This is a genomic window from Lentibacillus persicus, assembly GCF_900112705.1.
Taxonomy (GTDB): Bacteria; Bacillota; Bacilli; order Bacillales; family Amphibacillaceae; genus Lentibacillus; species Lentibacillus persicus.
This window is the reverse complement of sequence record NZ_FOMR01000011.1, coordinates 20,401-32,441: the sequence shown is the minus strand read 5'-3', so window position 1 is coordinate 32,441 and position 12,041 is coordinate 20,401. Positions and strand designations below refer to the sequence as shown.

At 44.2% G+C, this 12,041-nt stretch carries 14 protein-coding genes and 1 riboswitch; of the genes, 9 read left to right on the top strand and 5 right to left on the bottom strand.

Annotated elements, in window-relative coordinates:
- Positions 1–416: 416 nt before the first annotated feature.
- Positions 417–953 (bottom strand): cupin domain-containing protein, encoded by a 537-nt coding sequence (locus BMZ22_RS13650; protein WP_090086573.1) that lies wholly within the window; start codon positions 951–953, stop codon positions 417–419.
- 169 nt (positions 954–1,122) lie between these two features.
- Here BMZ22_RS13650 and BMZ22_RS13645 point away from each other — a divergent pair, with 169 nt between their 5' ends.
- The 4 genes from BMZ22_RS13645 to BMZ22_RS13630 all read left to right on the top strand — a co-directional run bounded on the left by BMZ22_RS13645 (position 1,123) and on the right by BMZ22_RS13630 (position 3,838).
- Complete coding sequence (locus tag BMZ22_RS13645) at positions 1,123–1,443, top strand: four-helix bundle copper-binding protein (protein WP_090086571.1); 321 nt, start codon at positions 1,123–1,125, stop codon at positions 1,441–1,443.
- Between the two features lie 296 nt (positions 1,444–1,739).
- A complete protein-coding gene (locus BMZ22_RS13640) occupies positions 1,740–2,045 on the top strand; it encodes a DUF378 domain-containing protein (protein ID WP_090086569.1) in 306 nt (101 codons plus the stop codon).
- A 191-nt stretch (positions 2,046–2,236) separates the two neighbouring features.
- Positions 2,237–3,181 carry an AEC family transporter gene (locus BMZ22_RS13635; protein ID WP_090086566.1) on the top strand — a complete coding sequence of 315 codons (945 nt, stop codon included), beginning with the start codon at positions 2,237–2,239 and terminating at the stop codon, positions 3,179–3,181.
- 144 nt (positions 3,182–3,325) lie between these two features.
- Positions 3,326–3,838, top strand: a complete 513-nt coding sequence (locus tag BMZ22_RS13630) for a DUF3231 family protein (protein ID WP_090086564.1) — start codon at positions 3,326–3,328, stop codon at positions 3,836–3,838.
- Between the two features lie 55 nt (positions 3,839–3,893).
- Here the strand turns inward: BMZ22_RS13630 and BMZ22_RS13625 are convergent, their stop codons facing one another.
- The 4 genes from BMZ22_RS13625 to BMZ22_RS13610 all read right to left on the bottom strand — a co-directional run bounded on the left by BMZ22_RS13625 (position 3,894) and on the right by BMZ22_RS13610 (position 7,853).
- Positions 3,894–4,493, bottom strand: a complete 600-nt coding sequence (locus tag BMZ22_RS13625; protein ID WP_090086562.1) for a trimeric intracellular cation channel family protein — start codon at positions 4,491–4,493, stop codon at positions 3,894–3,896.
- A 93-nt stretch (positions 4,494–4,586) separates the two neighbouring features.
- Positions 4,587–5,747, bottom strand: a complete 1,161-nt coding sequence (locus BMZ22_RS13620) for an MFS transporter (protein WP_090086560.1) — start codon at positions 5,745–5,747, stop codon at positions 4,587–4,589.
- Between the two features lie 60 nt (positions 5,748–5,807).
- Entirely contained in the window at positions 5,808–6,362 is a 555-nt protein-coding gene (locus tag BMZ22_RS13615; protein WP_090086558.1) for a TetR/AcrR family transcriptional regulator, read from the bottom strand.
- An 81-nt stretch (positions 6,363–6,443) separates the two neighbouring features.
- Entirely contained in the window at positions 6,444–7,853 is a 1,410-nt protein-coding gene (locus BMZ22_RS13610) for an MDR family MFS transporter (protein ID WP_090086556.1), read from the bottom strand.
- A 227-nt stretch (positions 7,854–8,080) separates the two neighbouring features.
- Positions 8,081–8,191, top strand: a riboswitch (TPP riboswitch).
- Positions 8,192–8,287: 96 nt separating this feature from the next.
- Between BMZ22_RS13610 and BMZ22_RS13605 the strand changes: the two genes are divergently transcribed.
- Genes BMZ22_RS13605 through BMZ22_RS13585 form a run of 5 tightly spaced genes read left to right on the top strand, consistent with a single transcriptional unit; the run spans position 8,288 to position 12,022 of the window.
- Positions 8,288–8,935, top strand: coding sequence for a thiamine phosphate synthase (locus BMZ22_RS13605; protein WP_090086554.1), 648 nt, complete (start codon positions 8,288–8,290; stop codon positions 8,933–8,935).
- On the top strand, positions 8,916–10,040 hold the full coding sequence (thiO, locus tag BMZ22_RS13600) for a glycine oxidase ThiO (RefSeq protein ID WP_245745438.1): 1,125 nt from the start codon (positions 8,916–8,918) through the stop codon (positions 10,038–10,040). The genes BMZ22_RS13605 and thiO overlap by 20 nt, the downstream gene beginning before the upstream one ends.
- Positions 10,037–10,240: a sulfur carrier protein ThiS gene (thiS, locus tag BMZ22_RS13595; RefSeq protein WP_090086550.1), complete on the top strand. Its 204-nt coding sequence runs from the start codon at positions 10,037–10,039 to the stop codon at positions 10,238–10,240. Before thiO ends, thiS begins: the two co-directional genes overlap by 4 nt.
- Position 10,241: 1 nt before the next feature.
- Entirely contained in the window at positions 10,242–11,006 is a 765-nt protein-coding gene (locus BMZ22_RS13590; protein ID WP_090086548.1) for a thiazole synthase, read from the top strand.
- On the top strand, positions 11,006–12,022 hold the full coding sequence (locus tag BMZ22_RS13585; protein WP_090086546.1) for a thiazole biosynthesis adenylyltransferase ThiF: 1,017 nt from the start codon (positions 11,006–11,008) through the stop codon (positions 12,020–12,022). The genes BMZ22_RS13590 and BMZ22_RS13585 overlap by 1 nt, the downstream gene beginning before the upstream one ends.
- The last annotated feature ends 19 nt before the right edge of the window (positions 12,023–12,041 follow it).

Below are 12,041 nucleotides of genomic sequence, written 5' to 3'. Positions count from 1 at the left end.
CAAAACGATCCACATGTCAACTTACCCTGTATTAACAATTCGAAACAATGCCCCAAAATGCATAAAACGCCGGAAAGATCGGCTGGGACAAAAGAGCTTTAGTTGAAGGAAAATGAACTAACCAAGTAAACGGGGGTGCAAATGACCCGCTCCAGAAATATACTTGGGTGCTCGTCGTGTTGCCAGTGAACTCGGTGCAGCAGCACTCCTCGCAACTCGCAGCTGACTCGGTGGAAGCTTTGCTCGTCGCTTTTCGCGGGCGGCTGGTGAGCCTCCTCGGGCTGCGCCCTGCGGGGTCTCACCTATGCCTCTAGTCCCGCAGAAGTCTCCGTATATTTCTTCCGCTGACATACGCTTTGTTCATCTTTCAAAATGCTCTTTTGAGTTATGTCCAAGCCCCTTTTCCGACAGTACCTCTATTCGTCTTCCATTGCCTCATGTTTCGTCATGTGAACAGTACCGAATGGGTGCTCAGGCGGCGCATAAATTGTATAAAGTTTCAATGGCGTATGGCCGATGTTAATCAGGTTGTGCCATTTACCGGCAGGAACCATAATCGCATCATTTTCCTGGACGTGCATTTCATAATCCAGATTGTACTGATTTTCGCCCATCCTGACTAATCCGCGTCCTGCTTCAACACGCAGAAACTGATCAGTGGATGGATGTACTTCGAGGCCAATATCTTCCCCAGGATTAATGCTCATTACTGTAACCTGAAGATATTTACCAGTCCATATGGCTGTCCGGTAGGTTCGATTTGCTTCAGCTCTCTGTTTAATATTAACCGTGAAGGGTTGACGGCCATAGTCCCGACACTCCATATACGGCTGTTGCATGTCATAACTCATCCCGTATGGATTACCAGGGTGTGCAGGCTGATGACCGGATGGGTACATTGACCAGCCATCAAAGCAAGGACAGTTTGGATACATAAACGGCTTATAATTCATTTGCTCATCCCTTTCAAGCATAGTCGCCATAGTCTATGCACGTAACCCTGAATATGTACATATAACCCAGATTGAAGACAGGCATATGATATGAGAAGTTTTTCGTTTGTCTTTGTTGGGTAGACTATTTATGAATATGCAGCCACTAAATACAGAAAGGGTGAATAGCATGACTTATGAAGAATGTATTAAAGAATGCCTGAACTGCATGGAGCAATGCAACAAATGTTACAATGACTGTTTAAACGAGGACAACGTGAAAATGATGACCGAGTGTATCAGGCTGGACCGTGAATGTGCCGATATGTGCGCGTTTGCTGCCAAGGCAATGCAAAGCAACAGCCCATTTGCACAGCAAATCTGCGGTCTATGCGCTGAAATTTGCCAGGCATGTGGTGATGAGTGTGCGAAACATGAGCATCAACATTGCCAGGATTGTGCAGAAGCATGCCACCGCTGTGCGAAAGTTTGCCGTGAAATGGCTGCGTAATATAATAGGGGAGTTTTCTTTCTTCCCCCACATAAACGATTAATTATCCCCAAGCCTCTTAATTTATACCTTAAAATTGCCCCTTTGTCTCAGGGGCGATTTTTTTTGCCTTTTTAAAAATCCTGCTTACTGAATTTTGCCCATCAATTATCCAATTTAAGCTGAAGCACTTCTTTCTCCAAAAAAGAAACATTGCAACATTAATCAGTATATAAAAAAGCATACGCATAAATGATAAGTTGTTACAAAAAATAAAATTGCCAGGGTTTCTTAATTGAATGAGGAGGTGAATATTTATGGATGGACTTAAACGTTTCGCGCTTCTGTTAACAATTATAGGCGGGATAAACTGGGGTCTGATTGGATTCTTTCAGTTTGATTTGGTTGCGGCAATTTTTGGCGGCCAGGATGGCATGCTTGCCAGAATTGTTTATGCTTTAGTCGGTTTAAGCAGTTTATATTGTTTAACACTTTTGTTCGAGCCTGACCACGAGGAATATAGAGAAAAAAACCGTGACGGAATGGAGTCCGGCAGGTTAAAGTATGGAACCGAATTTGGTGAAGAAACAGACCTGTCGGATACTGAAAAACGCGATAAATAATAGCGGTAATAACCACTGAACAAATACCATCATAGCTTTCCGCACTGTATGAGACAATCTGATGTTCAAATAAAACGGCAGTCTCTCCAATAAGTCAGAGGGACTGCCGCTTTTCATTTGGAACTGCTTTCTGAACTTATGATATTAACCACTCAATTCCTCCTCTCATACAGTAAAGCGGAGGGATAATTATGGGGTCCGCAAGTGCGTTTATACAAGAAATGCTAATACTTTATGGAATAGCCGGTATAGGGTTTGCGGCCAGAAAGGCAAGTATCTTAAATGAAAATGCAAATGACGTTTTAACACAGCTCGTTCTTTATATTACATTGCCAGCTCTCATTTTATATTCGCTTGATATTTCGTTTTCCTTAAGTTTGTTAAAAGAATTTGTATGGCTTTTTGTTATGTCTGTATACATCCTTATCTTTGCATGTTTTCTGGCATACTGGATGCGTCAGCATGCCAAGCTTCCGGAGAAACAAAAAAGCCCCTATGAAGGGCTCATTATTTTCGGCAATCAAGGGTTTATCGGCTATGCTGTCAGTTTTATTCTGCTGGGAGAGCAAGGGATCATTTATTTGACCATTTTTAATTTATGTTACCTCATACTCATATGGACGTACGGAATTTATCTGTTTGGAAAAAATACAGCAACCATTACATGGAAAAATATCTTCTTAAACCCTGGTTTTCTGTCCACCATTATCGGGCTGGCAGTTTTTTTACTTCCCATCGGATGGCCCGCAATGTTATCGACAGGACTTGAAACAGTCGGTAAAATGACGATTCCGCTTTCCATGATGATGATAGGAATTCTAATCGCAAACGTGGCATACAAGAATTTTGCGTCATTTATTAAAAATACTTATATATGGAAAGCAGCACTCGCCAGGCTAATCATCATCCCATGTCTCCTACTTCCATTTATTGCCTTGCCTGCGCCGTCTCACGCAGTTCTGATTGCTGTATTAGTTTCGGGAATGCCTTCTGCTCCAACGATTTCACTTTATTCACAAAAATACGGAGGGGATACGGTTTTTCCATCAATCGGGGTGCTTCTAACGACACTGCTATGTATTATTTCCATCCCTTTTCTTTACATTATTGTCTGCACGTTGAACAGCTGTCCTTGATGGGCGCGCTGCTCACCTGAATGGAACCAAACTTAACGATTTGCTTGAACGAGTTCTCTGCTAAGTTGAATAATTTGATGTCCCCAGGGCAGTTTAATAATTGGAAAGATGATACCATTAAATGAATTTTTAAGGAGGATTCGAATGGGCATACTAAGCGGAAATCCCAAAGATGAACCAATGCACTATGGTGAAGTATATGGCGCATGGATGTATTTGAGCGGTGCAAAAGCAGTTATTGCCGGTAATCAGACACAACTTAATCATGCAGGTGATGAAGATTTACGGAAATTGCTTGAGGAAGCGATTCAAGCTGCTCAACAGGAAAGTCAGCAGGTTGAAAAGCTCTTGAAGGAGCACGGGATTGGTCTGCCGCCAACACCACCGGAACGTCCGAACGCCTCTCCGGAGGATATTCCAGCGGGAGCACGTTTTCAGGATGCGGAAATAGCAGCGGCCCTATCCACAGAAATTGCAGCAGGATTAGTTTCATGCAGTAAGATGATTGGTGAATCAGTACGAGAAGATATTGCAATGATGTATGGCCAATTCCATACACAAAAGGCACAACTCGGAGCTAAAGTTCTCAGGCTTACCAAAGAGAAAGGCTGGTTAGTGTCACCGCCATTGCATTATAGTAAAGCAAGCGACCGATGATCGTGTAAGAGAACAGGGGCAAGCGGATAAACCTGTTCTCTTTTTCTTTAGTATCTCACCATATTGGGTGCCGAGGAAGGCGCCAATTAAAACGCACCGAACACATCCTCAACGTCACGATTGCGACAAACAGAATACCTGTTGTCCAGGGACCGCTGATCACACCGAGTCCTATGGCTAAGCCTCCCAATGTGGCCCAAAGTGCATAAATCTCCTCGCGGAAAATCATCGGCTTGCGTCCTGCAAGCACATCCCTAAGCATACCGCCGCCTGATCCGGTCAAGGTTGCCGCAACAAGAACTGCACTCAGCGGTGCATCGACCTGTACAGCACTTAAAGCTCCTTGAATGGCAAATGACGCCAAACCAATCGCATCGAAAAGAATTCCCCATTTATTCCAATATTGAAGCCAGGGGTTTGGCAATAGAAAAACAACCGTAATCACCGAGAAGACGACGATGAATAAATTACCTTGAGTCCAAATGTTTTCAATCGGTATACCAATTAGTAAGTTACGGATTGTACTTCCCCCAAATGCTGTTACGAACCCTAACACATATACCCCTAAAATATCATAGTCCTCTTGTGTCGCAATAATGGCACCACTGACTGCAAATGCGATGGTGCCGACAACGTTAAGCACTTCCCAAATCAATGCTTCTCTCCCTTTTTGATTTTATCTTTTTATATAAGTTTCCAGCCATGTTTAAACATAGCACTTTAAGCGTCAATTATTCAACTGCTTAATTTAATCTGAGGTAATATTCGCCATCTCATTTTGACGCTTTCCGGGACCCATAAGGAGAGCTGTCAAGCCCAATACACCATGTATCATAAACGACGCAGCATAGCCCCATGACCCAACGAGCCATCCGGCAAGTATTGAACCGATTACTTGCCCGACCGCCAGAAGTAAAAACGGAACGCCAATGCCCAGCGACGCATTCGCAATAAACACGCGAATTCCCCAGACAAGCAGAACACCCGTCAGGAAAATATAGGAACAACCAAAGATTCCAGCCGATAAGTAAGACATCAACCAATTCCCTGGTGCAACAGCCAGAATAATTGAAGCTGAGGCAATGGATAAACTGCCTAATTTATAAGCGAATGGCAAGCCTCCCTTTTCGATTAACGACCCGGAAAACCCCCCCAGCACACCAAACAGTCCAATCACAACCCAAAAGCCGGAAAGCTGCCAATCACTATAATCACCAGCCACTTCAACAAAAGATCTGGAAAACGTCCAGAACGCCGCGGTGGAAATTCCAAGAATAAGAGATGCCGCAATTAAAGGCTTAGCTTCTTTCACACCTCGTATTGAATAGTTTCCTTTCTTAAACCTCAATCTTGAACCCATTCTGCCTTTTGGAATCGCTTTGTAATTCCACACCAATATCAGTAAAGTCAGAACCGCATAAATTAAATATGTCAGCCTCCAATTTGGTGTTAAAAAATAAGCACCCGCTCCTGAAAGGACGATGCCCAAGCTTGTTCCTGAGTTAATCCACGTATTTGCCTTGCCTTGCTTCTCTTCTTGGATCCATAGTGATATCGCCGCACCGTATGGAGGAGAAACCAACCCTGTGCTCCCTCCGGCCAACAACACACCAAACGCGAGGACCCATGCATTCGGCGTGACTGCCATCATCAACATTCCCACAAACGCCGACAGTCCAGCCAGGAGGATCATTCTTCTTGGGCCTTCTTGTGTTGTTATCACAGTTGAAAGAACAATCGTGACACAGTAAGCTAAATAAAACAGCGACGATGTTGCTCCTGACAAAAACTCAGACATATTAAGCGAGGCATTAATATCCGGCAGAAGCAACCCATAGCTAAACCTCGCCAAACCATAGGTAACAGCGACCATCGTCACTCCGGGCAGCACTAACCTTGAAAATTTCATGGTATCACCCTAACCGCCTAAAATTATATAGAACGACCTTTCTACTTCTGATTAAAAAAATTACGATGTTTGCCGGACAATTGTCCTCGCCATCGCAATTGAATGTTCGGTTGCTTTCTCTGCACCAATTAATGTCGTCATGGAAGTGGTTCCTTCCAGCAGCAATGTGAATTGATGTGCTAAATCACGTTCATTATCTTTCCCTTTCCTTTGAGCCAATCGCTGAAAATATCGAAGTAATTTGGATTTATGGCCCCTTGCAATATTTTCAATATCATTATCTGTTCCACTGTAATCTTCTATTGCTCTTAAAAACATATCACCCTGGTAAGATTGTTCCTTTAACCAGCGACCATGGGCTTCCACAGCCAAAATAAACGGGGAATCCGAATCCATTTCTACATGGGAGTCCAAATAAGACCAGTAGCGTTCTTCGCGCAGCTTAAGTACTTCTTCCACGAGATTATCCTTGGACGGGAAATGATTATAAAGCGTCATCGTAGCTACATTCGCTTCACTGATTATTTGCTTTAAGCCTACCCCGCGGAAGCCATGTTCATAAAATAATCGTTCAGCTACTTCAAGTAATGTGTCTCGTTTTAAGGATCGACTCATGTAATCATTTCTCCTTCAACTAGATAGAATGACTTTTCTATCCAGATAGCTTATCAGCACAAACACCTTGCCGTCAACCCATTAAAATGCTTCCTCCATTGAATTACTCTTTTTCAAAAAGCATGAGAGAACCAGTCCAGTAATTGCAAATAGGAAAGCAACGAAAAAAGCTGTTTTCACCCCGCTCAGATAATTAATCGGGTTCACGGGGCCGGAGTCACCCGCTGCCCTGCTGATAAAGGAAATAATAAACGTTAACCCTAACGATCCTCCAAATTGACGAGCCGTATTAATGACTGCCGTCCCATGAGGAATTAAAGCATCCGGCAACGCATTAATGCCAGCCGTCATAATCGGCATGTTAATCAGAGCAACACCTGCCATTGGCACCATGAATAAAACCATCGCTACAAAGAAAGGTGTATCAAGGTCAATCACAAAATAAAAACCAAGGGTGCTTAAACAGAGCAAAACAAAACCGATTATCGCAATCGTTTTCCCGCCGTATTTATCAAACAATCTTCCTGCAAAAAGGGACATAACAGCAAGTGTCAGTGCGCCGGGCATGACAATCAATCCGCCGTAATAAGCAGAAAGCTGCTGCGCATTTTGAACATACATCGGCAAAATGGTTTCGATTGAAATCAATAAACTGAACGAAAGAATTGAAATAAAGGCCACAAGTGCAAAAACAGGTACTTTTAGCACACGCAATTCAAGAATTGGCGTCTCCAGCCGCAACTGCCGAAATACAAATAAACCTAGCGCTATAATGCCTCCAGTCAAACTCACGAGGGCCCCTGCATCAGTTAAGCCAGCCTCCTCTATTCTGTTGAAACCATAAAGGATGCCGCCAAAACCGACGGTGGAAAAAATGATTGATAAGTAGTCAATTGCTGTTTTCCGTTGCTCGGTAATATTACGCATGAACAGATAAACTAAAAGCAGAATAATTGCAGCAACCGGAAGCGTTAAAAGAAACAACCCGCGCCACTCGAAATACTCAATCAACAAACCGGATATCGGCGGACCCACCGCAGGGGCAACGTTAATGACGAGCGCGGCCAGCCCCATGGCAAACCCCCGTTTTTCTCTCGGATAGCTTAAGAACATGATTGTTTGCATTAACGGTATCATAATGCCGGAACCGATGCCTTGAACAATACGACCAACAATTAAAATGGAAAAAGAAGGCGCAATTAAGCCAATCAACGTCCCTATAAAAAACAAGGTCATCGCGCTCGTCATTAATGTCCTTGTTTTAAACCTGTCGATGAAATAACCCGTAATCGGGATAAGCACGGCAACTGTTAACATAAAGCTTGTTGTCAGCCATTGAACCTCACTTGAATCAATATTAAATTCAGTCATTATTTTTGGAAAAGCCGTAATGAGCAAAAACTGCGTCAGAACAGATAAAAAAGAAGCAGATAATGTGGTTGCCACAATTAGGCGTCGATGTAAACGTGATAAATCATTCGTCGAAGTCATTCGCTTGCTCTCCTTTCACTCATTCGGCTCGGCATACTGCCAATTAAAACATATTCTGCTTAACATATCATGTATCCTTAATCGAGTCGTAATGAACTGCTTATACGGGTATCACTATAAACAAGTTCCTTCTGCCTTAGCGGCTACCGGGTATTTTAAAATGAAAGAAAAATTAAACGATTGACAATAATTTAATCGATGTTATAATTAACATAACAATTAAATAACGACAGCACTAGGGGTGCCTTTATAGAAGGCTGAGATCAAAGCAATGTACTTTGAGACCCTTTGAACCTGACACGGCTCATACCGGCGAAGGGAAGTGACGAACGAATAATGCCAATCTATAAACGTAACGTTCACAACCACTTTCCTTACATTAGGGAAGTGGTTTTTTATGTTGTTAAGATGCCAAGCCCGGGAGGTAGTTAGCAATGGACCGTGCTAAGATGACTTCTCCAGATTCAGACGCATTTCATGTCATCTCAACCGGACAGCAGACGCCGGAACAACTGGCAGCCATTTCCGAACAAATTATACACTATGCTGACGCGATTCATCTGCGGGAAAAATCATGGACCGATAAACAATTAACCCAAACCGTCAGTAAGCTTCAGGCCAAAGGCGTGCCACTTGAAAAAATAATGATTAACCACCGGGCAGCAGTTGCTCATAACGTTGGAGCAAAAGGCGTGCAATTAACGCATGCCAGCAAAGATATAGCGACTACCCGTCATGCATATCCAGAACTGCATATCGGCGCTTCTGTGCATTCGACCGAAGAAGCCATAAACGCCTGCAAAAAAGGTGCCGATTATTTAATCTTCGGTCATGTATTTGAAACGCGGTCAAAACCCGATTTGGAACCTAAAGGACTCACAGCACTCAAAAACGTCGTTCAGCAGGTAGACATACCTGTGTTGGCGATAGGCGGGATTACACCGGAAAACACAACGGATGTCATGGAAACGGGCGCCAGCGGAATTGCTGTATTATCCGGTGTATTACTGGCAGAGAACCCTTTGCAAAAAGCAGCAGCTTATAACAACGCATTACGGAAAGGTGGTGAACGACGTGTATGATGTCATTATAGTCGGCGGCGGTGTCATTGGCAGCTCCATTGCCTTTCAATTGAGCAAGCGCGATTATCAGGTGCTTATTATTGAAAAAGACGAAATTGGCCAAAAGGCGTCCCGGGCAGCAGCGGGGATGTTAGGAGCGCAAAATGAATTGAAAAGTGACAGCCCGCTTTCATCCCTATCACTTCAAAGCAGAGCGATGTTTCCAGCCTTAGCAGAAGAACTCAAATCACTCAGCGGGATAGATATCGAACTGCTTCAAAGCGGGATTCTCAGGATTGCCCAAACCAAATCGGAATCCACCCGATTAAAGCAGGCTTTTGCACACCAACAGGAATCCGGAGAAGAAGCATTATGGCTGTCCGGCGAACAAGTGAAAGAAAAAGAACCAGCCATTAACAATGCCATAACAGGCGGTCTTTATATGGCAAACGACGGGCAAGTCAATGCACCGCTCTTCACAAAAGCACTTGCCCAGTCAGCAGTCAGTTTAGGGGCAGATATTCTTGAATATACCGAAGTACAGGAGTTTTTGACTGAAAATAATCACATTACCGGCGTCAATACAACCAACGGGACATTTCTTGCCGATACCGTGATAACAGCGGGTGGTGCGTGGAGCAATTGGCTTTGGGAGAAAACCAGTGTTCCACTGGATCTTTACCCGGTAAAAGGCGAATGCTTTTCCATCCGTGGGAATGAACATCTGATAACGTCGAGTATTTTTTCAGAATCATGCTACCTCGTACCGAAAGCAGGTGGAAGAGTTATTGTTGGCGCAACGCAAAGGCCCCATAATATGGATCAATCCGTACCACTCGAGGGGCTCCATTCATTGATGACAAGCGCCCTTCAGCTTGTCCCTGAACTCAAACATGCCAAATGGGAAACAGCATGGAGCGGTCATCGCCCACAAACCGCGGACAGCCTGCCATATATGGATGAGCACCCTGAGATACAAGGATTGTGGCTGGCTTCCGGGCATTTTCGAAACGGGATTTTATTAGCGCCGCTTACCGGTTTGCTGATGGCTGATTATATCGAAGGCAAGCCTGTTGATAAAGCTTTTGGCTTTCAGCGCCGAACACACAAGGAGGTACATTTATGAGTCTTTATATCAATGGATCAACGATTGATTTACCAGCGCATGTAACCACGGTTTCTGATGTCATTCTTCATTTTTTTGATGATCCGCCGGTTGTCATCGTCGAGCATAACGGTGACATCATCGATAAGACGTCCCATTCCACAAGAGAAGTGGCGGATGGTGATAAACTGGAATTTGTACATTTTGTAGGAGGTGGCTGATATGCTGACAATTGGCGAAAAGACTTTCCAGTCCCGATTACTGTTAGGGACCGGGAAATACCCGAATGTTGACATACAAAAAAAAGCGGTCGATGTATCGGAAACGGATATTTTAACTTTTTCTGTACGCCGAATGGATATTTTCGAATCATCCCAGCCCAATCTATTGGAAAAAATTGATATCCATAACTATGACTTATTACCAAACACAGCAGGTGCATACACGGCAAAAGAAGCTGTACGAACGGCTAAACTCGCAAGCGCATCCGGCCTATGTGACATGATCAAAGTCGAAGTGATCGGGGATAAAAAAACACTGCTGCCCGACCCTGTTGAAACACTGAATGCAACAGAAGAGCTGCTGAAAGAAGGTTTCATCGTGCTTCCATACACATCAGATGATGTCGTACTGGCAAGAAAATTGGAAGAAATGGGCGCGCATGCCATTATGCCTGGTGCATCACCGATCGGGTCAGGACAAGGCATTATCAACCCGATTAATTTAAGCTTTATTATTGAACAATCAAACGTCCCCGTTATTGTCGATGCGGGAATCGGTTCACCGAAAGATGCTGCTTATGCGATGGAACTAGGCGCGGACGGGATTCTATTAAACACCGCTGTATCTGGCGCAAATGACCCTGTCAAAATGGCTGAAGCTATGAAACGTGCTGTTGAAGCAGGCAGACTTGGTTATGAAGCGGGCCGTATTCCAAAAAAATCATACGCGACAGCGAGCAGCCCGCAAGAAGGGATAAGTATCTGATGGAAGAACGTTATTCCAGACAAATATTATTTTCGCCAATTGGCAGTGAAGGCCAGCGCCACTTGCGCCGTAAACACGTTTTAATCATCGGTGCCGGAGCACTGGGAACGAGCATTGCTGAAATGCTCACACGTGCCGGAACAGGCAAAATAACCATTGCAGATCGTGATTATGTTGAATGGAGCAATCTCCAGCGCCAACAGCTCTATACCGAGGAAGATGCGATCAACCGGATGCCTAAAGCGATTGTTGCAAAGAGAAAACTGCAGGCCATCAATCGGGACGTCGTACTTGAAGCTGAGGTGACTGATGTTACGCCGGAGAAAATGGAGCAGCTGGTGGATGGCGTTGACCTTATGCTCGACGCCACAGACAATTTTGACATTCGCATGATAATGAATGATACGGCTCAGAAATTCAACATTCCCTGGATATACGGTGCTATTGTCAGCAGTTATGGCATCAGCTACACGATTATACCGAATGAAACACCTTGTCTGCATTGCTTGATGGAACAAGTACCGATTGGCGGGTTAACGTGTGATACAGCCGGGGTTATAAGCCCCATCGTTCAACTGGTAACAGCACACCAGACCGCGGAAGCATTAAAGATATTGACAGAAAACCGGGACGCACTGAGAAACACACTCGTCTCATTCGATATTTGGACGAACAATCAATCATCAATTAAAGTTGACCCGTTAAAAAGCGACAACTGTTCTTCTTGCGGCAAATCACCGTCATATCCTTTTCTGAATTACGAGAATCAAACGAAGACCGCTGTTTTGTGCGGCCGGGATACCGTTCAAATCCGTCCTGAAACGACTGAAAAACCGGATTTGCCCAAAGTGGCTGACCAGTTAGCTCAAGTAGGTACAGTCGAACAAAACCCTTTTCTGTTATCGGTTGCCATTGACTCCAATCGCCTGGTTCTTTTTCAGGACGGTCGTGTGCTTGTTCATGGGACCAATGATACCGCCCAGGCGAAGTCACTTTATCACCGGTACATCGGTTAAACGATTGATATAAATTGGG

Bases quoted from the DNA above. Each gene is read 5' to 3' on its own strand.
- BMZ22_RS13615 (WP_090086558.1), bottom strand. From the start codon at position 6,362: ATGAGTCGATCCTTAAAACGAGACACATTACTTGAAGTAGCTGAACGA.
- BMZ22_RS13605 (WP_090086554.1), top strand. From the start codon at position 8,288: ATGGACCGTGCTAAGATGACTTCTCCAGATTCAGACGCATTTCATGTC.
- BMZ22_RS13650 (WP_090086573.1), bottom strand. From the start codon at position 953: ATGAATTATAAGCCGTTTATGTATCCAAACTGTCCTTGCTTTGATGGC.
- BMZ22_RS13635 (WP_090086566.1), top strand. From the start codon at position 2,237: ATGGGGTCCGCAAGTGCGTTTATACAAGAAATGCTAATACTTTATGGA.
- thiS (WP_090086550.1), top strand. From the start codon at position 10,037: ATGAGTCTTTATATCAATGGATCAACGATTGATTTACCAGCGCATGTA.
- BMZ22_RS13610 (WP_090086556.1), bottom strand. From the start codon at position 7,853: ATGACTTCGACGAATGATTTATCACGTTTACATCGACGCCTAATTGTG.
- BMZ22_RS13585 (WP_090086546.1), top strand. From the start codon at position 11,006: ATGGAAGAACGTTATTCCAGACAAATATTATTTTCGCCAATTGGCAGT.
- BMZ22_RS13630 (WP_090086564.1), top strand. From the start codon at position 3,326: ATGGGCATACTAAGCGGAAATCCCAAAGATGAACCAATGCACTATGGT.
- BMZ22_RS13640 (WP_090086569.1), top strand. From the start codon at position 1,740: ATGGATGGACTTAAACGTTTCGCGCTTCTGTTAACAATTATAGGCGGG.
- BMZ22_RS13645 (WP_090086571.1), top strand. From the start codon at position 1,123: ATGACTTATGAAGAATGTATTAAAGAATGCCTGAACTGCATGGAGCAA.
- BMZ22_RS13620 (WP_090086560.1), bottom strand. From the start codon at position 5,747: ATGAAATTTTCAAGGTTAGTGCTGCCCGGAGTGACGATGGTCGCTGTT.
- BMZ22_RS13590 (WP_090086548.1), top strand. From the start codon at position 10,242: ATGCTGACAATTGGCGAAAAGACTTTCCAGTCCCGATTACTGTTAGGG.